The sequence below is a fragment of the Ardenticatenales bacterium genome (assembly GCA_020634515.1).
Classification (GTDB): Bacteria; Chloroflexota; Anaerolineae; order Promineifilales; family Promineifilaceae; genus JAGVTM01.
This window is the reverse complement of sequence record JACKBL010000005.1, coordinates 19,530-41,547: the sequence shown is the minus strand read 5'-3', so window position 1 is coordinate 41,547 and position 22,018 is coordinate 19,530. Positions and strand designations below refer to the sequence as shown.

16 protein-coding genes are annotated in these 22,018 nt (G+C 61.1%); 6 read left to right on the top strand and 10 right to left on the bottom strand.

The genetic code is table 11. The features are described 5' to 3' along the window. Positions 1 to 182: 182 nt before the first annotated feature. The 3 genes from H6650_14245 to H6650_14235 all read left to right on the top strand — a co-directional run bounded on the left by H6650_14245 (position 183) and on the right by H6650_14235 (position 4,758). A complete protein-coding gene (locus H6650_14245) occupies positions 183 to 935 on the top strand; it encodes an ABC transporter ATP-binding protein (GenBank protein MCB8953163.1) in 753 nt (250 codons plus the stop codon). A gap of 7 nt (positions 936 to 942) precedes the next feature. After that, positions 943 to 3,492, top strand: coding sequence for an FtsX-like permease family protein (locus H6650_14240; GenBank protein MCB8953162.1), 2,550 nt, complete (start codon positions 943 to 945; stop codon positions 3,490 to 3,492). A gap of 129 nt (positions 3,493 to 3,621) precedes the next feature. Next, positions 3,622 to 4,758: a hypothetical protein gene (locus H6650_14235; GenBank protein MCB8953161.1), complete on the top strand. Its 1,137-nt coding sequence runs from the start codon at positions 3,622 to 3,624 to the stop codon at positions 4,756 to 4,758. A gap of 138 nt (positions 4,759 to 4,896) precedes the next feature. Here the strand turns inward: H6650_14235 and H6650_14230 are convergent, their stop codons facing one another. Together H6650_14230 and H6650_14225 are read right to left on the bottom strand one after the other, a co-directional pair. Then, positions 4,897 to 7,935 carry a trypsin-like peptidase domain-containing protein gene (locus tag H6650_14230; protein MCB8953160.1) on the bottom strand — a complete coding sequence of 1,013 codons (3,039 nt, stop codon included), beginning with the start codon at positions 7,933 to 7,935 and terminating at the stop codon, positions 4,897 to 4,899. Then, entirely contained in the window at positions 7,932 to 8,309 is a 378-nt protein-coding gene (locus tag H6650_14225; protein MCB8953159.1) for a hypothetical protein, read from the bottom strand. The genes H6650_14230 and H6650_14225 overlap by 4 nt, the downstream gene beginning before the upstream one ends. A gap of 662 nt (positions 8,310 to 8,971) precedes the next feature. Between H6650_14225 and H6650_14220 the strand changes: the two genes are divergently transcribed. Further along, positions 8,972 to 10,444, top strand: a complete 1,473-nt coding sequence (locus H6650_14220) for an NADH-quinone oxidoreductase subunit N (GenBank protein ID MCB8953158.1) — start codon at positions 8,972 to 8,974, stop codon at positions 10,442 to 10,444. A 45-nt stretch (positions 10,445 to 10,489) separates the two neighbouring features. Here the strand turns inward: H6650_14220 and H6650_14215 are convergent, their stop codons facing one another. Beyond that, positions 10,490 to 11,752: a hypothetical protein gene (locus tag H6650_14215; protein MCB8953157.1), complete on the bottom strand. Its 1,263-nt coding sequence runs from the start codon at positions 11,750 to 11,752 to the stop codon at positions 10,490 to 10,492. A gap of 418 nt (positions 11,753 to 12,170) precedes the next feature. After that, positions 12,171 to 12,920 carry a coenzyme F420-0:L-glutamate ligase gene (gene cofE / locus H6650_14210; protein ID MCB8953156.1) on the bottom strand — a complete coding sequence of 250 codons (750 nt, stop codon included), beginning with the start codon at positions 12,918 to 12,920 and terminating at the stop codon, positions 12,171 to 12,173. Between the two features lie 622 nt (positions 12,921 to 13,542). On the opposite strand from cofE, the gene trxA reads away from it, so the two are divergent. Both trxA and H6650_14200 read left to right on the top strand, forming a co-directional pair. Beyond that, on the top strand, positions 13,543 to 13,884 hold the full coding sequence (trxA, locus tag H6650_14205; protein ID MCB8953155.1) for a thioredoxin: 342 nt from the start codon (positions 13,543 to 13,545) through the stop codon (positions 13,882 to 13,884). Between the two features lie 209 nt (positions 13,885 to 14,093). After that, entirely contained in the window at positions 14,094 to 15,032 is a 939-nt protein-coding gene (locus tag H6650_14200; GenBank protein ID MCB8953154.1) for a TIGR03560 family F420-dependent LLM class oxidoreductase, read from the top strand. 318 nt (positions 15,033 to 15,350) lie between these two features. Here the strand turns inward: H6650_14200 and H6650_14195 are convergent, their stop codons facing one another. The 6 genes from H6650_14195 to H6650_14170 all read right to left on the bottom strand — a co-directional run bounded on the left by H6650_14195 (position 15,351) and on the right by H6650_14170 (position 21,933). After that, a complete protein-coding gene (locus tag H6650_14195) occupies positions 15,351 to 15,857 on the bottom strand; it encodes a hypothetical protein (protein MCB8953153.1) in 507 nt (168 codons plus the stop codon). Between the two features lie 193 nt (positions 15,858 to 16,050). After that, positions 16,051 to 18,123 carry a molybdopterin oxidoreductase family protein gene (locus H6650_14190; protein ID MCB8953152.1) on the bottom strand — a complete coding sequence of 691 codons (2,073 nt, stop codon included), beginning with the start codon at positions 18,121 to 18,123 and terminating at the stop codon, positions 16,051 to 16,053. A gap of 78 nt (positions 18,124 to 18,201) precedes the next feature. Beyond that, entirely contained in the window at positions 18,202 to 19,257 is a 1,056-nt protein-coding gene (locus H6650_14185; GenBank protein MCB8953151.1) for a hypothetical protein, read from the bottom strand. A 125-nt stretch (positions 19,258 to 19,382) separates the two neighbouring features. Then, positions 19,383 to 19,871 (bottom strand): hypothetical protein, encoded by a 489-nt coding sequence (locus H6650_14180; GenBank protein MCB8953150.1) that lies wholly within the window; start codon positions 19,869 to 19,871, stop codon positions 19,383 to 19,385. After that, positions 19,868 to 20,977, bottom strand: coding sequence for an AAA family ATPase (locus tag H6650_14175; GenBank protein MCB8953149.1), 1,110 nt, complete (start codon positions 20,975 to 20,977; stop codon positions 19,868 to 19,870). Before H6650_14175 ends, H6650_14180 begins: the two co-directional genes overlap by 4 nt. A gap of 143 nt (positions 20,978 to 21,120) precedes the next feature. Next, a complete protein-coding gene (locus H6650_14170) occupies positions 21,121 to 21,933 on the bottom strand; it encodes a metallophosphoesterase (GenBank protein MCB8953148.1) in 813 nt (270 codons plus the stop codon). Between the last annotated feature and the right edge of the window lie 85 nt (positions 21,934 to 22,018).

Sequence of the window (22,018 nt, the reverse complement as noted above, 5' to 3'; positions counted from 1 at the left end):
GTCGTTACGGAGCGGCAAGGAAACAACTGCGTTATCTTATCTAGTACCCGCTTCTAAGAAACGGGTGAGCGGCTACCGGCAGAATTTGCCGTGATGAGGGTGGATGCTATGCTACGGAAGCAGGCCACGCGCAATCACTTTTCACGCGGCCATTCAACCCCATTGTCTCCCAGGAGAAATTCATGCAAATGCTGAAGCCCACGATTCCCATTGTCTGGCTGGACAACCTGAGCAAGTCGTTTCAAGAAGGCGGCCAGAGCCGCCTGGTGTTGGACAACGTATCCGCGCAGTTTCAAGAAGGGGAGTTTGTGGTGTTGTTGGGCAAGAGCGGCAGCGGCAAAAGCACACTGCTGAACCTGATCAGCGGGATTGAAGCGCCGGACAGCGGCGGGGTAACGGTCAATGGCGTGACCATTACATCCCTACGCGACCGGGAGCGCACGCTGTTCCGCCGCGACCATATCGGCTTCGTCTTCCAATTCTTCAACCTGATTCCCACGTTAACGGTGCTGGAGAATGTAACGCTGCCGCAAGAATTGGCGGGGGTGGCGCAGCAAGACGTGGCTCCCAGGGCGTTGGCCCTGCTGCAGCAGGTGGGATTGGCGGAGCGGGCACGCACATTTCCCGATAGACTGTCCGGGGGCGAGCAGCAGCGGGTAGCAATTGCTCGCGCCCTGGCGCATGACCCGCTGCTGGTGCTGGCGGATGAGCCGACGGGCAATCTGGATGAGGAGACGGGGGAGGTGGTGCTACAATTGCTGCTGTCTTTGACGCGAAATGCCGGCAAAACCCTCATCATGGCCACCCACAGCCCCGAAGTCGTCCCCCTGGCCGACCACGTCTACCACATCCACGAAGGCAAACTCATCGCCGAACCGGAACCCGCCGCCACGCACACCAACGGCCACAACCGCCGCTGGTCCGTCACCCGATAATTCCCCCATGAACCTGGCCCTCTTCCGCACCGGCTGGCGGCGCATCCGGCGTCGCCCTCTGGAATACATCTTGTTTGTCCTCGGCGTGGCTTTGGGTGTCGCCATGATGGTCTCCATCGACCTGGCGAACGGCTCCGCGCGCCGCGCTTTTCAACTGTCTACGGACGCGATTGCCGGCAAAACCACGCACCGTATCTCTGGCGGCCCCACCGGATTGGACGAAACCATCTACCTCAACCTGCGCCGTCAACTTGGCTATAACCTTGCCGCCCCCATCGTCGAAGGATACGTCACCTCACCCGCATTCGGCGGGCAGTCATTACGACTCGTCGGCATTGACCCCTTCGCCGAAGCCCCTTTCCGCGCCTACCTGGGCCGTTCCCCCGATCTCAACACGCTCGCCCCCTTCCTCACCGAAGCAAACGCCATTATCCTCTCCGCGGACACCGCCCGGCAGTCTGGTCTGCGCCTCGACGACACCCTCATCCTCGACCTGGCCGGCGAAACAACCCAGGCGCGCATCGTCGGCCTCATCCAGCCCGGAGACGAAATCACCCGCCGTGGCCTCAGCAACGTGATCTTCACGGACATCGCCAGCGCGCAAGAACTGCTGCACATGACGGGCCGCCTCAGCCACATCGACCTCATCATTCCCGACACAGCCACCCTGACCCACATCGGGGACAACCTCCCCCCCGGCATCCTCCTGGAAACCGCCGCCGCCCGTAGCAACGCCATCCAGCAAATGGCCGCCGCCTTTGAACTCAACCTCACGGCGATGAGCCTGCTGGCCCTGGTCGTAGGCATGTTCCTCATCTACAACACCGTCACCTTTAGCGTCATCCAACGACGCCCCCTCTTTGGCGTCCTCCGCTGCCTCGGTGTCACCGGCGGCCAACTCGCCGGCCTCATCCTGGCGGAAGCCGCCGCGCTAGGGCTGGTGGGGGCGGTGCTGGGGGTGGGATTGGGTGTGCTGTTGGGGCAGGGCATGGTGCGCCTGGTCACGCAAACCATCAACGACTTCTACTTTGTCGTCAACGTGCAGACGGTCGCCATCCCCTTTCTCACCCTGCTCAAAGGGCTGGTCATTGGCGTGCTGGCCGCCGTGGCCGCGTCGCTGCCCCCCGCCTGGGAAGCGATGCGCACGCCGCCAAACAGCACCCTGCGCCGCTCCACGCTGGAAAGCAAGGCGCGCCAGATTGTCCCCTGGCTGTGGCTGGGCTGGCTGGCGCTGTCCGCGCTGGGCGCGTTCCTCCTCTGGCTGCGCGGCGTCAACCTCATCGTCAGTTTCATCGGCCTGTTCGCCATTCTCATTGGCTGCGCCCTGCTGACGCCGCCGCTGACTCTGTGGCTGATGGAACGATTGGCCCCACTGGGCGGGCGACTGCTGGGACCATTAGGGCGCATGGCCCCGCGCGACATCGCCCGCTCCCTCAGTCGCACGTCCGTAGCCATTGCCGCCCTGATGACGGCGGTCTCCGTAATCATCGGCGTTTCCATCATGATTGGCTCGTTTCGCGGTACGGTGGAGCAGTGGCTAAACGCCACGCTGCAGGCGGACATTTACGTCTCGCCGCCAGGAGCGACGGCGAACTCGGTGCAAGGGGCGCTACGCCCGGATGTGCTGGCGGCGGTGGCCTCGTGGCCGGGTATGACCCGCGCCGTCACGGGGCGCAGTGTGCGCATTCTGGCCCCGGATTTTGGGCGGGAGGTGGATGTGCTGGCGGTGAGTGGGGATATTGCCGGCAATTCCCGTCCCTACGTCTGGCTCTCTGATTCACAAGCCCACATCTGGCAAGCCGTGGCCGCCGGCACAGGCATCATCATCTCCGAACCGCTACTGCTGCGCCAAAACCTATCCATCCCCCCCGCCCCCATCACCTTAATGACGCCCACCGGGCCGCGTGCCTTCCCCGTCCTCGCCATCTTCTATGACTACGCCTCCGACCAGGGCACGATCTGGATGGGCAGCCAGCTTTATCAGGAGACGTGGGACGACCCGCAAATCTCCACCGTGGCCCTGTTTGTCGCCCCAGGCGTGGACGTGGACCAGACGGTGCGGGCGATGCAAACGGCGCTGGCGGAAAAACAACAGTTGACGATCAACTCCAACCAGGGGCTGCGTAATGCCTCACTGGACATTTTCGACCGCACCTTTGCCGTGACGGCGGCGCTGCAACTGCTGGCAACCCTCGTGGCCTTCATTGGCGTCCTCAGCGCCCTGCTCAGTTTGCAGTTGGAGCGGGCGCGGGAGTTGGGCGTGCTACGCGCCACGGGGATGACGTTGGGGCAGTTGTGGCGGCTGACGCTGCTGGAAACGGGCCTGATGGGCGGCCTGGCGGGCCTGCTGGCCATGCCCACCGGTTTTGTACTCGCCTGGGTGCTAATTTATGTGATTAACGTGCGTTCGTTTGGCTGGACGCTGCAAATGCGTCTGCAGCCGGGCTATTTTGCGCAGGCGTTTGTGGTGGCGGTGGTGGCGGCGTTGCTTGCCGGCATCTACCCTGCCCTCCGCCTCGGCAAAATGATGATCGCCACCGCCATCCGCCAGGAATAAAAGCGTTGTCAGTGGATAGTTGTCAGTTGTCAGAAACGCCACCCTCAAACATCATCAAGACAAATCTGCGTCATCTGCGCAATCTGTAACTCTTTTTATGACGACGCGCCCCGACTCATGGTAACTCCTATGAAACGCCTCCTCCCCCTCCTCCTCATCCTGGCCCTGGCCCTCATCGCCGCCCTCTTTGCCTGGCGCGCCCTGCCGCGCACGGAAGCCGCCCCCTCCCTCATCGGCCTCCTCGCCAGCGACGACACTGACGGCTATGCCCGCGCCACGCGCTCCGACGCCGTGCAGTTCCCGCGCGACCTGGGACCGCACGACGACTACCAGACGGAGTGGTGGTACTACACGGGCAACCTGCAAACGGCGGATGGGCGTCCCTTTGGCTTCCAGCTTACCTTCTTCCGCAGTGCCCTCACCCCGCCCGCCGCCGCACCCGCCGCCGACGGCTCGCCCTGGCGCACCAACCAGGTCTATCTGGCCCACTTCACCATCAGCGACATCGTTAACAACGCCTTCTACCCGGCGGAGCGATTCAGCCGCGGCGCAGCGGGGCTGGCCGGGGCCGCCGCCGCCCCCTATCACGTCTGGCTGCAAGATTGGACCGCGCAGGAAGTCGCCGCCGGCCAGGTGCGCCTGTTCGCCCGCGCCGACGCCGTCGCCCTCGACCTGACTCTTACGCAAACGCTGCCACCCGTGCTGCACGGAGATGGCGGCCTCAGCCAGAAGGGACCGCAGCCGGGCAACGCCTCCTATTACTACTCCATCGTGCAGCAGCAGGTCCAGGGGCAGGTGCGCATCGGGGAGCAGGCATACGCGGTGACGGGCCTGGCCTGGACGGACCACGAATACAGCACGAGCGCCCTCAATCCCGGCGCGGTAGGGTGGGATTGGTTCTCCATCCAGCTAGACGACGGCGCGGCGCTGATGTTCTTCCAAATTCGACGTCAGGATGGCTCGTTGGAACCCTACTCGAGCGGTAGTTTCATCGCCGCCGACGGCGCGGTGACGCCGCTGCGCCTGGGGGAATGGACATTGACCACGGGGCGCACCTGGACCAGCCCCACCAGCGGCGTCACCTACCCCGTTAGCTGGCAAATCGCCGTGCCCGCGCTGGACCTGCGCCTCGCCGGGGCGGCGCTGATGCCCAACCAGGAGCTAAACGTCTCCACCACCTATTGGGAAGGGGCCGTCTCCTACACGGGAACCCGGGCCGACCAGCCCATCACCGCCCAGGGGTACGTGGAGATGACGGGGTATTAGGCGCAGCACAGATTGGTTCAATCTCCGAAGATTGAACCAATCTCATGTTTGTAACGACCAACGCCGTTGCCTGAGCCTGTCGCAGGCGGCAACATGGGCTTCGACAGGCTCAGCCCGCGGGAGATTTCGCGGCGGTGGTTAGTCGAGCGCCGCCAGCAGGTCGGCGGCGTCCACCTGGCCCCAGTGGTAGCCCATCTCCCGCGACATCGTTTGCGCGCGGGTTGCTTCCTGGCGGGCGGCGGCGGGGTCGCCCGCCGCCCGCTGCGCCCAGCCGAGGGACACGCGGATGTCCGCCTCGTAGATACGGTAGCCACCATCCGTGGCGTAGCCGAGGGCTTCGCGCAGGTCGGAGAAGGCTTGCGGGAGACGGAGACCTGGCAGGTTTTGAAAACCTGCCAGGTCTGACCGCGCCGCCCACCGCCCCCGCGCCAGCAGCGCCTCGATGAGGACATCGCGCACGGAAATGCCGCGGGCCAGGATCAGCGCCGCATCAAAATGGTCGCGCGCGGATTCCTGGCTGCCCGCGGCGGCGTCCAGTTCGCCCAGGACGCGACGGCACATGCTGATATAATACGTCCAGCGGTTGCGCTCGCAAATCTCCAGGTTGGCGACTGTCACCCGCCGCGCATACGCCGCCTCCCCCGCCCGCCGCAAATGCGCCGCGTGCCTGATGCCACGCCCGGTATAGAGATATTGCCTACTGCCGTCCACTTCCCGTCCCAGCGCCTCCGCCTCGCGGAAGGCCGTCGCCGCCGCCGCCGTCTCGCCGCGCAGATGCGCCGCCCAACCCTGACACGCCAGCGCTTCGCACTCATTCCGCTTATTTGCGGAGCGGCGGGCCAGTTCCAGCGCCCGCCCGGCCGCGGCCGCACCCGCCGCCAGCCGCCCCAGGGAGACGTTCAGATGCGCCAGGTTCTGGTAGCCGGTGCTGGCGTTGTGCCACTCTTCCCGCTCTACGGCCATTTGGTTGCCGCGCTCGTAGAAGGGAACCGTCGTTCCTAATCGCCCCAGACCCATATGACATGTCCCCACCGTATTCAATATCCAGCCTTTAACGCGCGCCTGGCTCACCTGCGGTTCCTGGCCGGCATCCCCACCGGGGAAGAATTGCAGCATGATGTTCAATGACGTTTCAAATGCGCCCAGAACATGTTGGAGATAATGACGGTTTCGTTGACCGATTCGCTCGTCATATATTTCATACGCCTCGTCGTACGCCCCGGCGCGGCAGGCATGGTAAACGACCTCAATCAGCGGCGCCAACTGCGCCAGCGTCGGGTTGTGGGGCGTGTCACCCGCCAGTTCCAGGTAATACGCCTTCACCTGGTCGTGAGTCTGCGCCGCCTGCCCGCTGTGCAGCAACTGGTTCAGGTAATGGCTGCGCACCAGCGGGTGCGTCGTGTACGTCCCCGCCTCCGCGTTATGCCGCAGCAAGCGGTAGCCCGTCAACCGCGTTATCAACCCATCAAATGCAGCCGCATCCATCCCCGCCAACGCCGCCCGCAACGGGTTGTTCTCTGCCTCATCCGTGGATCGAAAAACCCTGCCCAACGCCTCCGCCGTCACGGGCGTACGGAAGGCGCTGAATAACGTCATAAAGGCGCGTTCCGCCGCCGTCAAATGCTCATCATACCGCCGCAGCACGCGATGTACGTGACTATACCGCCGCCGCGCCTCCGTGGGAGCCTCATTGTCCTCCTCCGCCGCCGCCAGCGGGTCAAACCCGTCCGCAAAGGCGGCGTCCCCGCCATGTCGCCAGGCCAGGTACGTGCCCAACAGGGAAAGCGTCAGCGCGTGCCCCTCCCACGCCGTCACCAGCCCGTCCAACGCCCCATCCCGCCCCTGAACACCCAGCGCCCGCAGCAAGGCGCGACCATCCGCCCGCGACACCGGCCCCACGTCGCGGTGGTTGTAGCTGGTGTAGGGCATCAAATCCAGCAGCGGGGCGCGGCTGGTGACCAGGCAAAAGCTATCATGCCCGGGCGCGGCAAACAGTTGCAGGAAGGTGAGCAAATCGGGGCTGGTGAGCAGGCCATAATTGTCCCCCTCCTGCCGCTGCAACACCTCCAGCCCATCCAGCACAAACAAGTAACGCCCATTGGCCAGCATCGCCGCTGTCGCCTGCGCCTTCGCGCTGCTGGACGGCATCCGCCGCGGGTCAATCAGGCCGCCGCTGATGAAATCCAGCGCCGTGGCCAGGAATTCGTCCACGTTGGCATTATCGTAAAAGCCCCACCAAAACACCCCCGTAGGACGATTTGCCAAATCGTCCACCCACCGCCGCGCCAGGCTGCTCTTCCCCTCGCCGCCAAAGCCAATCAGGCCGGTGACGCGGCGGTCGGGGTCGGCGTAGTCGCGGGTGAGGCCCTCCAGCAGGTCGGCGCGCCCCACCCACTCCGCCAGCGGCGGCGGCGCGGCGTGGAATTGGGATTCAGGCCGCGCATGGGCTACCTGCCGCGCCACGTCTTGATATTGCGGCTGGGGTTGAGCGGCGGCCTGTTTAGGTTCGGGCGCATCCTGCAACATCAAGCCCATCGGCGGCAGGCTGAGCACGCGGGCGTTGACGCCCCACGCCGTCCCCTGATCCACGCCGTCCGCGCCGGGCCGCCACACCTCGGAGACAAGGCCGACAACCAGATTGCGCTCCACATCCAGCACCCCCGCGCCGCTCATCCCTTTATTGATCTGGTTGGATTCTAGCTGCACCGGGTCGGCATGAAGCGTGGCCCCAGGCGGCGACTCTATTGCATCCAGGATCATGCCATGCGCGTGTCCCGCCTGGTATTTTGCCAGACGGCGGTAGCCGTAGCTACGAAAGGGGTGGAAGGCGGAGGGTTCGGCGGTTCCCAGTTTGGGTATCTGTTCCGGGCCGAGCGGGGGCGGGCCGTCCAGTTGCAGAATAATCACGTCGTCGTCATGCTGGGGGAAGCAGGCGGCAATGACGGCGCGGCGGTTTTTGCGCTCGTCCCCGCGCGCCTGCGGGAAGTAAACGCCCATCTCCGCCGCGCCCGCCTGGCGCGGATGCACGCCCAGCGCCGCCTTGACCACATGGGCGCAGGTGACGATTTTACCGTCGAGGGTGGCGGCAATGCCCGTCCCCACAATCGCGTCGTCTTTGAGGCGACGTATTTGCACCGTGAAGTCGCGCAGGTTTTGCAGGATGATTTCGTCAGTCATGGCAGGGGTCCAGATTGGTTCAATCTCGGAGATTGAACCAATCTCTCGTCGTCATCCTTCTTCCGCTCCCAGGTCAGCTTGACGCTAATGCTGCCTTCGGCGCCCGCTTTCGCCAGCAGCGCGCCCGCTTCGTAATCGAACTTGACGCCGAACTCAATTTCGGCCTGCGTAAACTCGCGGGGAATGCGGTCACGCAGTTGGCTGGCGCGGTAAGCCATGCCCACAATCGTCGTCATCGCTTTGTCCAGCGCCATTTGGGACTTTTGCAGCCATTCGGTGACGTCATCGCCCAGGCTGGCCTGCACCAGCCCGCCCTCGTCGGGAAAGTCTATGAGAATGGCAAAATCTGCCGGCATTTGGGGTATGTCTGTCATCACGCGCTCCTGTGTTGACTATGGGGAAATCGACTTGACGTTATGGTTAGAACTTACACAGTTGGAGAATTTTTCGACACGAATGGCACGAATTTCACGAATAAAGCCGAAAAATTCGTGTTGATTCGTGTAATTTGTGTCAAATGCGTAAGTCCTGATAGTAACAGAACAGCGGCGCGGCATCAACGAATTGGCGCGTAGCCAGAGCAATCGCCCGTTCATCCAACAGCGCCCGCAACAACCGCCATCATTACCACACCCTCATACCTCATACCTCATACCTCATACCTCATACCTCATACCTCATACCTCATACCTCATACCTCATACCTCATACCTCATACCTCATACCTCATACCTCATACCTCAAAAGTATGTGTCATCCCGCGCGAATGTGCTATCATTGTGAAAATGTAACTACTAACGCTCTCTGCTGATTAGACCCATTTCACGCGCTCAATGGTTGTTTTCAGCAGAGAAAATTGGTCCAATCTGGCCTGGTAGTTACGTAAAAATTAGATCGAATTCCGGTCGCAGCCAGTTTTCCACGCCAGTATGTCATAGTTCGTGTTCATTGTGACCGTCCAAGTCGTTGGGGGGCATGATGACGGCTGGATAGACTGGGGCGACAGCGACTTGTTTCTCAGAGGGATGACGCGCTCATGACGTTTACGATTCCGTCCATTGACACTTTTCTGCTATTACCGCTGATCTGGATGGTGGCCTGGGGCCTGATTCTGATGTTTGTGGACCTGTTCGTGCCACAGGAACAGAAAAACCGCACGGGTTGGCTGAGTCTGGTGGGGATTGTGCCGGCATTAATCATCACCCTCCTCCAATGGAACCAAACCGGCGCCACCTTCACCCCCGACGGCGGCAGCCCCATGGTCATCGTAGACCGCTACAGCGTCTTCCTCAACAGCATCCTCCTGGTCACGGGCATCCTCACCGTCCTCCTCTCCGTCAGCTATCTGGACCGCGTCAACCTGAACCGGGGCGAATTCTACATGCTGATGCTGTTCAGTCTTGCCGGCATGATGCTCATGAGCATCGCCAACGACCTGATCCTCGTCTTCCTGGCCCTCGAACTCCTCTCTATCCCCCTCTACATCCTCTCCGGGTTCGCCGTCCCCCGCCCCGACTCCGAAGAATCCGCCATGAAGTACTTCCTCCTCGGCGCCTTCTCCTCCGCCTTCATGGTCTTCGGCATCGCCCTCATCTACGGGGCCACCGGCTCCACCGCCCTGCCCCAACTGCTGACGAACATCGGCGACGGCGGCACACTGGGCACGGCAGGCGCGGCGTTGCTGCTCGTCGGCTTCGCCTTCAAAGTCGCCGCCGTCCCCTTCCACATGTGGACACCCGACGTCTACGAGGGCGCGCCCACCGCCGTCACCGCGTTCATGTCCGTGGGCGCGAAGGTTGGCGGATTCGCCGCCCTCATGCGCATCTTCATCAGCGCCCTGCCGGCCATCGCCACCACCTGGGTTCCCGCCGTGGCCGTGATTGCCGCCCTGACGATGATTTTGGGGAACGTGGTGGCCCTGGCGCAGTCCAACATCAAGCGTATGTTGGCTTATTCCAGCATTGCGCACGCGGGGTACATTTTGATGGGGGTCGCTGCCGGCATTTCCAGCCCGGAGGGGGTGAGCGCGGCCCTCTTCTACATGCTCGCCTACCTCTTCACCAACCTGGGCGCGTTCGCCATCGTCATTGCCGTGGAACGGCGCGAAAGCGTGGGCAACGCCCTCGAAGACTTCAAAGGACTGGCAAAACGCGCGCCGCTGCTCTCCCTGGCCATGGCCACCTTCATGCTCTCCCTCACGGGCGTGCCCCCCACGGGCGGCTTCTCCGGCAAATTCTACATCTTCCGCGCCGCCCTCGAAGCCGATCTGGCGTGGTTGGCCATCGTCGGCGTCGTCACCAGCATCATTTCCGGCTACTTCTACCTGCGCGTCGTCTACCTCATGTTCATGTACGAAGGCGAAGGGGAAGTCAGCACCCGCCCCGCCCTGAACACAGCCGTCGCCCTCACCGTTTTGGGCACGCTCCTCCTCGGCTTCCTCCCCACCCCCTGGTTCACCGCCGCGCAGCAGGCCATCCTGCACGGCGTGCAGGCGCTTGCCGGCGGCTAACGGCTTTATATTGGTTCAATCTTGGAGATTGAACCAATATGACATCTATCGCTCCGTCTGGTAAAAGAAATCCGTCACGACGGGATGCACGAAGTCGCGGCGGAACCACGCCTGCCACTCCCAGGCCGGGTCCGCGCTGCCCCCCTCCAGATTCGCCAAAATCCAGCCGCTAAAGGCAAAATAATACGGCTCTGCGCCACGCATGTAGGCATACTGCCACGTGAGCATCTCCTTTTCCACCTGGGGATCGGGGTGGTAGGAGCCGCCTTCCGTGCCGATGAGGGGGATGGAATGGTGTAGATAGGCGTTGACGATGGCGTCGTATTGGCGGAAAAGCAGAAAGCCATCCGCATCGTCTGGTGCGCGCAGCCCCTGGTAATTGTGGACGGAAACCCACCCCCGATTGAGCAGCCCCAGGTCCCCATTCCGCCGCAACGCTTGCAACGCGCGCGCCAGAAATTGATAGTGGTCATACGGCCCGCCGGGGCTGAGCGCGCCCAGGCCGGGATAGCCGCCATTAGCCACGACTTCGCGCGCGGCGGCGGCCCAGGCCACGGCGTAGGTGTTGGGGTTGGAAACGCCCTGGTGGTTTTCGTCGTTGACGTTGGGTTCGTTGTACAGTTGGAAGTAAAAGACGCCACGGGCGCGATAATGGCGCACCATCTGCCCCAGGTCGCCATCGTAGGGCAAAATGCCGCTGCGGTAGAGGCGCATAACGGGCATGATGCCGTGGGCGACGAGTTGATCCACCAGGTAATCGTTGCGCCCGATGTCCGTGCCGTCATTGAGGAAAACGACCCATTTGATATGCATACGGGCCACTTCGGCCACGAAGCGATCCACGATACCCGGCTCCTGGCTGGTGGTCGGTATCCAGTGGATGCCCCAGCCATTGTCGTCCGCGGGGCGTGGGTAGTAGGCCAGCGGCAGAGGTTCGTCGAGGCCATATGCGCCGGGCGGCTTTAACGTAGCGGTGGGGGTGAGGGTGGGTGTGGGCGTGATGGAGGGGGTGAGCGTGGGCGGAATGGGCGTGACGGGGGTGTTGGTGGGAATGGGCAGGGGCGTTTGCGTGGGGGGGCGGGGGGTGACGAATAGGGTGGCGGTGGGGGATGGCGAGAGGGAGGGGGGCGGCGGGGTGAAGGTGGGGGGCAGGCCGTTGCTGCTGCCGGATTGGGCGTCGTTTAACAGGGCGGCAGCGGCCAGGGTGGGGAGATCGGCGGCGCGTGCCGGCATTTGGCAGCCCACCACCATCCCCGCAAACAACAGCGCCAGATAGAACCCGACCTTATTCCCGATCCATTGCCGCACCACAACCATAGCGCGTCAAGTGTATACCGCCTGGCCTACGCCAGGGGATAGTACGTAACGACTAACGGCATACAGCAGCGATGAGGCGCGTATGGGCCGTTTCTCCTCCCTCGCCAGACAAGAAGATCCATTCAACCCCGGAAACAGCTTGTCATCATTGAGCCATGTCGCGCTGCTCCTGGACATTATGACTACTGGACACTGGCGTTTTTGACGTGGCGGCTTCAGCCGACCCACAAATGGCGTTTGGTCCGGCTAAAGCTGCGGCTCCGGCCACCCTATGTGGATTTCGCCAGACTCCCGTGTAGGATTGCCGATGAAATAAAGCACGGTGTTGCATCGTCAGTTTGAACGTGCGCACAGCAGATAGGCATTTTGAACAGGCAGGGTTCAGTTGTCTGCTGCCGCCAGAGAAAAACTAGCGGTACAAATCCATGTGCTTGGGACGCACGAGGTCGGTGGCGTGGCCTTGCGCGGCGGGCAGCCGCAGCCCGCGCACGAGAACGACGGGCGTCCCTTCCGCGGCCTGCCCCATGAGCAACCCGGCGGCGGCGGCGATTTCGTCCGCGACGCCGACATCGGTGTGCTGTAGCTGGTAGCCGTACAGATCCGCTTCGCCGCGCCGGTCCCAGAGGGCGGGAATGCCGGCAACGCCAATAGCCACCCCCACCGTCCCCAGGCGAAAAGGTCGCCCGTGGCTGTCGGTGATGATCACGCCCAGGCGCACGCCAAAAGCGGCCTCCAGGGCGTGGCGCAGGCGGGCGGCGCTGGCGTCGGGGTCGAGGGGAAGGAGGAGGACGGTTTCGTCTTCGTGGTTTTGTTGGGGGACGTTGGAGCGATCAATGCCGGCATTCGCGCTCGTAAACCCCAGCCGATGCCGCACAATCAGCACCCCCTGCCGCAGCCGCGAAATCTCCTCACTCTCCCGCAAAATCAGCTCCACCAGCCGCGCATCCTTCCCCGTCCGCGCCGCCACTTCCAGCGCCCGCGCCCCCGGCGTCACCTCCCGCAAATTCGCCTGTCGCCCCTCCGCCTTCGAAATCACCTTCTGCGCCACCGCCAGCACATCCCCCGCCTGCAAAGCCATACCCGCCTGCCGCAGCGCCGTCACCAGCAATGCCCCCACATCATCACCCGGCTGCACATGGGGCAATGCCGGCACAGCCATCAACGTTATTTGCGGCAATATCACGGCCCACGCCTCCTCAAAATAGGGCGAGCTTCCGACTCGCCTGAAAAAAGTTGACAGATGGCAGCTTGTCGTTCGTCATGTCAACAATGCTGCCCATTCGCAGTCAAAACGTAACTGCTAAGCCAGATTGGACCAATTCCGCGTCACCCGCGAAATCCGTGATTACGTTTTCATCAACGCCCACGACGCCGCATTGTAGCGATTTTACCCGTTTTTGCCGACCCCCGTGAATTCTCTGCCCTTCATTCACCTTGACAGAAGACCCGCTTACGCTAAACTCTGACTCTACTGAAAAAAGGCCAAAAACCGGGTTTTTACACATGAACCACTCTGGTAATTTTGGCCGGGCACTCGAAAAACCCGGTTTTTTCAGTGAACGTAAGATGTCCGCCGTCTAGCGCGTCTGTATTCAAGGCAAGCAATATCCTGCCCACCAACATCTTAATTGAAGGCGGCCCTTGACGCGAGAACACCCGCCTACACGTGAAAATCAGTTGTTTGCACGAACACCCCTGGAGCATTGCCTCCCCAGACAACAAAACCACCGCGCCGCCAACTGACAATCGCCAACTAAAAACTCATTTAAGGAGATTTACTCATGGCAAAACCATTTGAGGTCACTGACGAAAGCTTCGAACAAGACGTTCTCAAATCCGACAAGCCCGTATTGATTGACTTCTGGGCGGATTGGTGCGGCCCATGCCGCATGATTGCTCCCAGCGTTAATGCCATCGCCGCCGAGTACGACGGCGTCCTGCGCGTGGGCAAGGTTGATGTAGACGAAAATCCGGCCATCCCTGGGCGTTACGGCATCATTGGCATCCCCACGTTGATGCTGTTTAAAGATGGTCAGGTCGTGGCCCGCGTCACCGGAGCCATGCCCAAAGAAAGAATCCTGGCCCAGGTTCTGCCGCACATCGAAAAACCCGTCCACAATTAGATCGAACGCCTTGCCCTTACCTGGTTCGATGTTGTCTGCGGCCAACTCGCCCTGCTTGTCCCCGGATAGCTGAACAACCTGAACGCTCACCCTTGATGGGTGAGCGTTTTCGTTTCCGCCTCGCCCGCCTGTTCACTAGACCCAAGAAAATCAGGGCACGGTCAAGGTATGAATCATATCCTTGCCTGCTTCCCCCAAAGGAGGAACCTATGTCCCAAATAGAAGTCGCCATCATGATTGAGGGCCAAAACGGCCTCACCTGGCCCCGCTGGCAGCGCATTGCCCATGCCGTGGAATCGCTGGGCTACGTCGGCCTTTATCGCTCCGACCATTTCACCAACGCCAACCCACCCGATAAAGATTCACTGGAGTTGTGGGTCTCGCTCACCTGGCTCGCCAGCCACACGCAACGGCTGGAATTCGGCCCCCTCGTCTCGCCCGTCTCCTTTCGCCACCCTACGTTTACGGCGCGTATGGCTGCCGCCGTTGACGATCTCTCCGGCGGTCGCCTGACGCTGGGCATGGGCGCGGGCTGGCAGGTGCGGGAACACACCCACTTCGGTTGGGATTTGCTGGAAATGGCTCCACGCTTCGCCCGCTTTATTGAAGGCCTGGAAGTCGTCACGCGGCTGCTGCACAGTGATGATCCGGTTGATTATGCCGGCACTTACTACCACCTACAAGAAGCCATCCTCCTCCCACGCCCGCTGCGCCCTGGCGGCCCCCCCATCCTCATCGGCGGCAACGGCCCCAAACGTACCCTGCCGCTCGTGGCGCAATACGCCACCGAATGGAACGCCGTCTTCACCACGCCGGCAGTCATCCGCCAACGGAACCAGGCATTGGACGCCCTACTGCAAGAGCGGGGGCGCGCCCCCGCGGATGTACGCCGCTCCTTGATGACGGGCTGCTGGTTCGGCAAGGACGACGCTGCCGTCAACGCGCGCCTGCAAGAGCAGGGACGGTCATTTGCCCAAATGCGCGAGATTGGCATCATTGTGGGCACGGGCAATCAGATTGTGGATCAATTGGGCGAACTGGCGGAAGTGGGCGTGCAGCGTGTAATGCTGCAATGGCTGGACCTGGACGACGTAGACGGCCTGGAAGCGATGGCTCATGCCGTGTTGCCACAGGTGGGAGGGAGATAGTTGGGGGTTGTTAGATTGGACCAATTTCACGCGCTCAATAGCCATTTTCACCAGAGAAAATTGGTCCAATCTGGCTTGGGATTGACGATGAAATAACGTACGGAATTGCATCGTCAGTCCTTAGTTCGTTCAAAAACAACTTGGCGATTTGTAGATTGGTTCAATCTGACAGATTGAACCAATCTCCGCGGGCTTAATTCCGAACGATTACTTCGCAGTCACGTTAGTTGATGGTTGGTAGGTGGTGCTTGAAATGAAACAGGGGTGCGCGGGTGCGCACCCCTGTTGGATTGTGTTTGCTGTGGGTCGGAGCGGAGATCAGGCTTCTTCGCCAGAAGATTCCGGTTCCGCCGGGGCGGGGGCTTCCGGCTGTTTCTCTTTGGGGGAGAGGCTGGCAGCCAGCTTGCCTAGCTCGTCGCTCAACCAACCCAGGCCCTGAACGAGGCTGCTGCGCGCCTTCTTCGCCAGATCCGCCTCTTCCATCTTGGCCTTCAACTCCGTGGCTTCCTCGCGCATCTTTTGCGCGGCGTCGCTGTCACGCGCTTCGCGGATCACTTTGTCCACTTCGTCGGCGAAGGATTTGATACCTTCACGCACGTCTGCTTCCATTTTCTGCCGCTCCTCGCTTTCCCAGGCGGTGCGCAGCGTCTCCGCAACCTGACGTCCCAGGTTCTTCAGTTCTTCCACCACATCCATACTGGCGGGTTGGGCGGCAGGCTCTTCGCCGCCAGTGGGAGTTTCCGCGGCAATCGCTTCCACTTCCTCAACTTCAATCTTCAAGCGATCTTTGATTTCCTCAACGTTGGTGATTTCTTCGTCGGTCATTTCCGGTTCTCCTTCGAGAATAATAGTCAGGGGATGGTGGTCAGTTTGTGGCGCCGGCTTCAGTGGGTCACTACCGCGGCATCGCCAACTGAGGCCGGCACGACTAATAGCTTTCCGGCGCAAAATAATGACGCGCTCATGGTAACAATACGCAAGGCAAAGACCAGGGTTGCAGGGAATTATCACTCCGGCGTCAAGCGTCGGCGCGGCGCAGCCAGACACGGTTGTCGTGGAAGGTGCTCTGTCCGGCCAGGTCGCCGAGGGCGTCCGAGGTGGTGAAGTTGACGTTGCGCCCGCCGCTGTGTTTTTGCCACACGCCTTTGGGGGAGGCCAGCACGCCCGGCTGCACGGCGTCCGTGACGCGGGCACGCAAGGCGCACCAGCCACGCCCATTCTCGATGATAACGCGGTCGCCTTGCTGAATGTCGCGGGCGGCGGCGTCCAGTGGATGAATCTCCACAAAAGGATCGCCTTCTCGTTGGCGCAGGTGGCTCTGATTGGCCAGGCTGCTGCTGACAAAGTGATGGGCGGCGGGCGTGAGCAGGTTGAGGGCGGCGGGAGGAGGGAAGCGGGGGTCTGTCTCGTTTATGCCGCCATCGTCCTGGGGCGGGATAAATGCCGGCAACGGATCCACCCCAATCCGCGCCATGGCCTGTGAGTACAATTCCACCTTGCCACTGCCGGTGGGGAAAACGCCATCGGCAAACGGGGGCTGCGGCACAGGCAGCATGACGCTCCCCTCCGCCTGCAGCCGCCGCAGCGTGACGCCTTGCAGCAGGGGGTTGCGCCGCGCCGTGGCGGTGAGGATTTCGTCAATGACCTCGTCCGGCGTCTGATGCAGCCACGGTTCGGTGAAGCCCATCGCTTGCGCCAGCAGCCGCATCAAGTCCCAGTTGCTCTTGCTCTGGCCCAGGGGGGAGATGGCGGGGCGGTTGTAGGTGAGGAGGGTGTGGCCGTAGGCTTTGTGGAGATCGGTTTGTTCGAGTTGGGAAGATGCCGGCAATACCAAATCCGCAAAATCCGCCGTATCCGTGAGAAAAAGCTCGTGGACCACCGTGAACAACTCTTCGCGCCGTAGACCGGCCATAATCCGGCCCGCATTGGGCGCGGAAGCCAGCGGATTCGCGCCAAACACAAACAGCGACATGATCGGCGGGTCATCCACTTCGCCCAGTAACGCCTGTCCCAACCGATTCATGTTGACGACGCGACCGGGTGGGGGGCATTCCGCCCCATGGGCGACGGCCTCACCATCCCAGGCAATTGTGCTGCTCGTTGAGTAAGCCAGCCCGCCGCCTCGTTTGCCGTACTGTCCGGTTAATGCCGGCAGCGCGCAAATCGCCCGCACCGTCTGACCACCCCCCTGATTGCGATTGATCCCATCGGCAATTTTGATCAGGCTGGGGGAGGCGTGCGCGTAAAGCCGGGCCAGTTTCGCCACATCCGCGGCGGATATGCCCGTGAGATGCGCGACCCGTTCCGGAGGATATTCTTGCAGCCGTTGGCGCAACGCCGGCCAACCCACCGTATGCCGCGCCAGCCACGCCTCATCCTGCCAACCCTCGCGCGCGATCACGTGGCCGATGCCCAACGCCAGCGCCCCATCCGTACCCGGATTGGGGGCCAGATGCCAATCCGCGCCGGCGGCGGTGCGCGTGCGACGCGGGTCAATGACGACAAGCTGCGTTCCCTGGCGCTGCGCGGCGCGCAGGAAGGGCATAAAGTGGGGCGCGGTGGTCACGGGGTTGTGCCCCCAGATAATCACCAACTGGCTGTGCAGCACGTCCGCGTAATCCTGGCTGTATCGCGCGCCCAGCGTGGCCTGCACCGCCGCTTCCGCCGCCGCGCCACAAATGCTGCGCTGCAACTGGCCGGCCCCCAGGCGGTTCCAGAGGCGGGTGCTGGCGACCGTCATCTGCACCAGCCCCAGCGTGCCGCTGTAGCTGTAGGGCAGGATGGCCTCCGCGCCATAGCGGGCGATAATGTCCTGCCAGCGGGCGACGATTTCGGCAACGGCTGCCTCCCAGGTGATCGGCTGCCACTGCCCACTCCCTTTTGGTCCGATGCGGCGTAGCGGCTGCATGAGGCGGTCGGGGTGGTAGACGTGGTCCAGGTAGGGGCGCACTTTGGCGCACAACCAACCTTGCGTGATGGGATGGTCGGGGTCGGCGGAGAAGCGGATGGCGCGGCCATTCTCCACCTCGGTGACCACGCCGCAGGTGTCAGGACAATCATGCGGACACGCGCCGCGCACCAGATCAGGCATGTTGTTGATCCTTCGGGAAGCGTTGTGGTTGTTGGTTGTCGAAGATGCCGGCATTGCCGGCATCTCCCAGCAAGAGTCTCACTCACCCAGAGCGTAGCGGTCAATGGCCTCGTTGAGGATGGCGTTGATCAGCTGCTCGTAAGTCCAGCCGTCTGCCGCGGCTTCCAGGCAGAGGTCGGAGTAACCGGGGTTGAGTCCGGGCAAGGGATTAACTTCCAGAATGTAGGGTTTGTTATTGTCGTTGACATCCAGGCGGAAATCAACGCGACTCACGTCGAGGCAGCCGGTGACACGGAAGACGGCGGCGGTGAGCCAGCGCAGTTCTTCCACGGCTTCTTCAGACAAAGGCGCAGGGCAGAGGAAGCGGAAATCTTCCACCAGGTCCACCTTAATGCGGCTGGTGTAGACGCCTTTTTCCTCCGGGTAGGCGGCCATGTTCACTTCCAGCGGGGGGAAGAAATGCAGGCCGCGGCGAATGCGTGGGGCCTCCTCGTTGGCGGGGACGCGCCAGGCTACCGGTGTGACCAGGTTGCCAACGACGCCCATGGTGACTTCGCGTCCTTCAATGAAGCGTTCCACGAGGACGGGTTGGTTGTACTTCTCGAAGATGCGCTGTAATTGGGTATGAAGTTGTTCCTGGTCGTAGACGATGGATTCCACGCTGACGCCCATGCCCGTGCCTTCGCGGCTGGGTTTGACGAACATGGGGAATTGCATGTCGGGATTGAGGGTTTCGGTGAGGCGTTCGAAGACCTGGAAGGGGGGGGTGGGCAGGTCGTGGAAGGTAAGGACGCGCTTGGTCATGGGTTTGTCGAGGGTGAGGGCGAGGGTGAGGACCTGGGAGCCGGTGTAGGGGATACGCAGCATTTCGAGTAATGCCGGCACTTGCGCCTCCCGCCCATCGCCAAAATGACCCTCACAAATGTTAAAACAGATGTCGGGCTTCGCCTTAGACAGCGTTTGCGGCAGCGTCTTATCCCCTTCCAGGAACACCACATCATGCCCGCCACTGCGCAGCGCCGCCATAATCCCCTCAATTGTCTTTTCCGAATCCAAATCATCCCACTGATCTGGGGACATACCGGGCCATGTGGGGGCATTCTTCTTCAAATTTGCCAGCAGAGCAACTTTCATTTTTTTATACTCCACAGTAATACTCACCCTCATCTTCCCGGAAGTTGTTTAATGCGAAATGCGTTGCATTTTGCAGCACTTTTAGGCTGACAGAGAGCTTCCGGGAAGGTTCATAGGCTGAGTGGTTACGCTCCAAACAGGAAAGAGTTCACGGATGTGATGAACCGATCCACTTCCGAGGTGTTGTGTTCAAGAAGCTCATCAATCCAAAGTTCATTTCTTTCATCCGGGCAATCTTCGGCGAGGATGTTTCCAATTGCCTCGAAATGCTTGCCCGTTTTGCGCCGTAATTGCTCCGGTTCCGATAATACGCCCAGGACAAACACCCTGCTCCGCACATCTTCTGGAATTCGACCCCAGGCGACGTAATAGCGGGCCTGGTCGTTGTCAAAATCCATCAGCAAGACAATCCGACGCTGCGCATACTTGCGCACGCCGGCGAGATGATCCTGCTCAAATTTGTCCAACACCTTTGCCCACCCGCCCGCGGGCGGCATCACTTGCAAGGCCAGTGGATTGACGTTGAGTGCCTGGTGAAATCCGTTAGCAATCTGACGATTGGCATCATCTTCTGGCAAAACAAGAACGTGTGGTTGGTATTTGTTGACGCTCACAGTTCCAGGTCCCCCCGAATGAGCGTTTCGATCAGGTCTCCTTCTAATGATAACTCACTGAGCCGTCTGATGAGGGTTGGCTCCAGATGGCTCTTGCGATCAAGGACAAACGTATTCTCGTGCCCAAATCGCCTGATGGCTTCACCATTATGCGAAGTAGCCAGGAACTGCCCCTGACTCGCAAAAGACCGGCGCAGCGAGACAATAAAGTGCCCGACTTCTGACAGGGAAAGATAACTGTCTGGTTCATCCCAGAAGCAAAAGAGGGGGCCGTATGATTTGTTAGCGGCGAGTACAGTGGCGCAAATAAAAAAGCACTTCTCCCCATCAGAAAGATGGCCGAACTCAACCCGTAGATTCGCCTGATTGGCGGCAAAGCGCACCACCATGCTGCGGGCGTCCTTGCCCACCGGTTCGTTCAGCACATCTTGAATGTCCGGCATCACGGCGCGCAGATATTGGTCAACGTGGGCATAGGCGGCGGGATAGCGGCTGAGAACGCCTGTGAACCATTCGCCGAAGTTCGACACATCTCGCAACAGCTCCAGCGTTTCGCCCTGGGAGTCACCCGTCATCTGAGTGGGAATTGGGGAAATGATGATCATGCGCGCCAGCCATGTTCTAAAAACGTGCAGCGGATCGTTTTCGGATTGAACCTGAATGACCGGCAGGGCCACCAGATGCCAGTCCACGGAGAATTGAGCATCACGGTTTTGCTCGCTTATGTGCAGTGTCACCTGGGCTTCCTGTCGGGAATAAACGGGCTTTCCTGAGACTATTAGGGTTTCCTCAAGAACGCGCAGTTCTCGGAATCGTTCCGGGAGTTCTAAAGCCAGTTGGTATTCATACAATTGCCCGGCAAGCAGGATTTCTATTTCAAAACGGATAGGAACATCCGCTCTACTGCGCGCAGAATCAAAAGGCCGCACCAATTCCCCTACGCGGTTGACGCCGCGGCCGATGGATTGAAATATCTCCAGCGCAGCGGCTACCGTTGATTTGCCCGTGCCATTTTTCCCAATCAACAGAGCAGAGGGCATGTCTTTCAGCTTCAGTTCGAAGTTCTCAAGACATCTGTAGTTGTGGACATAAAGTTTCTGAATCATGGGATGCTTCCTTTCCGTCAGATGCGCTATGTGGGGATGCCTGTTGCATCTTAAGTCCAAACATATGACGCTTGAAAATATGCTCACGGATTATTATAGTGAGTGGTCTTCATAATACGAAAATTCCTCATACGGTTTTGTGGTTAGGGTTGGGGGCGGGGAAAGGTGTGCTGGTGGATGATGGTTTGGTGGGGCAGAAGATGGACGAAGTTGAAGCCGGGCAGGTGGTCGGGATCCAGGCGCACATCTTCGTCGGTGGGCCAGGCGGCGAACTGGGAGAAGGTGCTGGCGGCGGCGACGTAGAGGACGCCATCACGCGATGTCTGCATGTTTTGATGGACGTGCCCATGACAGACGGCGCGCAGGCGGGGGCCGATGCCGGCAAACGCCGCGTGCGTCTCTTCCCAATTGATCAGGCGCATGTTGGCATCCATCCAGGGAGCGTTCAGGGGCAGGACGGGGAAGTGCAGGAAGACGACCAACGGCGGGCCGTCCGTTTCCCTGGCTTCCTGGTGGAGATAGGCGAGTTGAGATGCCGGCATCAACCCATGGGGGTCCAGTTCATCCGGCGCGCGCGCATCCAACACCACCAGCCGATACCCCTTCACGTGAAAACGGTAGCAGAGAAAAGCGGGATCATCCAGCAGCGGCTCGTGGGGTCCCATCGGCAGCCAGGCGCGAATGTCGCTTGCCGTGTCGTGATTACCCGTCGCGTAGTAGACGGGCGGCTCCAGTCCGGCGAACAGTTCCGCGGCCAACGCATAGGAGCGAGGATCAGGGGCCGTGACGACATCGCCCGTGTGCATCACGAAATCAGGGCGCACAGGGAGGCTGTTGATGATGTCCACCGCGCGCCGGGCGCAAGAATAAGAGCGATGCCCGTGGCGGCTAAAGGCGGGCGTGGGACCAATGTGGCTATCCGTCAGATGCACAAAATAGAGCGTTTCCGCTGGCATGATTAACTCCATAGTGATAAAGTGAGCAGGAAAATAGGCAGCAATCGACTGTCAACGAAAAACGTCACCACCCGCTGACCCCCAG

What these genes read in the sequence shown, in the direction of transcription:
- H6650_14225 (MCB8953159.1), bottom strand. Translation starts at nt 8,309, where the DNA reads ATGACAGACATACCCCAAATGCCGGCAGATTTTGCCATTCTCATAGAC.
- H6650_14245 (MCB8953163.1), top strand. Translation starts at nt 183, where the DNA reads ATGCAAATGCTGAAGCCCACGATTCCCATTGTCTGGCTGGACAACCTG.
- H6650_14175 (MCB8953149.1), bottom strand. Translation starts at nt 20,977, where the DNA reads ATGATTCAGAAACTTTATGTCCACAACTACAGATGTCTTGAGAACTTC.
- H6650_14240 (MCB8953162.1), top strand. Translation starts at nt 943, where the DNA reads ATGAACCTGGCCCTCTTCCGCACCGGCTGGCGGCGCATCCGGCGTCGC.
- H6650_14195 (MCB8953153.1), bottom strand. Translation starts at nt 15,857, where the DNA reads ATGACCGACGAAGAAATCACCAACGTTGAGGAAATCAAAGATCGCTTG.
- H6650_14235 (MCB8953161.1), top strand. Translation starts at nt 3,622, where the DNA reads ATGAAACGCCTCCTCCCCCTCCTCCTCATCCTGGCCCTGGCCCTCATC.
- H6650_14200 (MCB8953154.1), top strand. Translation starts at nt 14,094, where the DNA reads ATGTCCCAAATAGAAGTCGCCATCATGATTGAGGGCCAAAACGGCCTC.
- H6650_14230 (MCB8953160.1), bottom strand. Translation starts at nt 7,935, where the DNA reads ATGACTGACGAAATCATCCTGCAAAACCTGCGCGACTTCACGGTGCAA.
- trxA (MCB8953155.1), top strand. Translation starts at nt 13,543, where the DNA reads ATGGCAAAACCATTTGAGGTCACTGACGAAAGCTTCGAACAAGACGTT.
- cofE (MCB8953156.1), bottom strand. Translation starts at nt 12,920, where the DNA reads ATGGCTGTGCCGGCATTGCCCCATGTGCAGCCGGGTGATGATGTGGGG.
- H6650_14190 (MCB8953152.1), bottom strand. Translation starts at nt 18,123, where the DNA reads ATGCCTGATCTGGTGCGCGGCGCGTGTCCGCATGATTGTCCTGACACC.
- H6650_14185 (MCB8953151.1), bottom strand. Translation starts at nt 19,257, where the DNA reads ATGAAAGTTGCTCTGCTGGCAAATTTGAAGAAGAATGCCCCCACATGG.
- H6650_14170 (MCB8953148.1), bottom strand. Translation starts at nt 21,933, where the DNA reads ATGCCAGCGGAAACGCTCTATTTTGTGCATCTGACGGATAGCCACATT.
- H6650_14220 (MCB8953158.1), top strand. Translation starts at nt 8,972, where the DNA reads ATGACGTTTACGATTCCGTCCATTGACACTTTTCTGCTATTACCGCTG.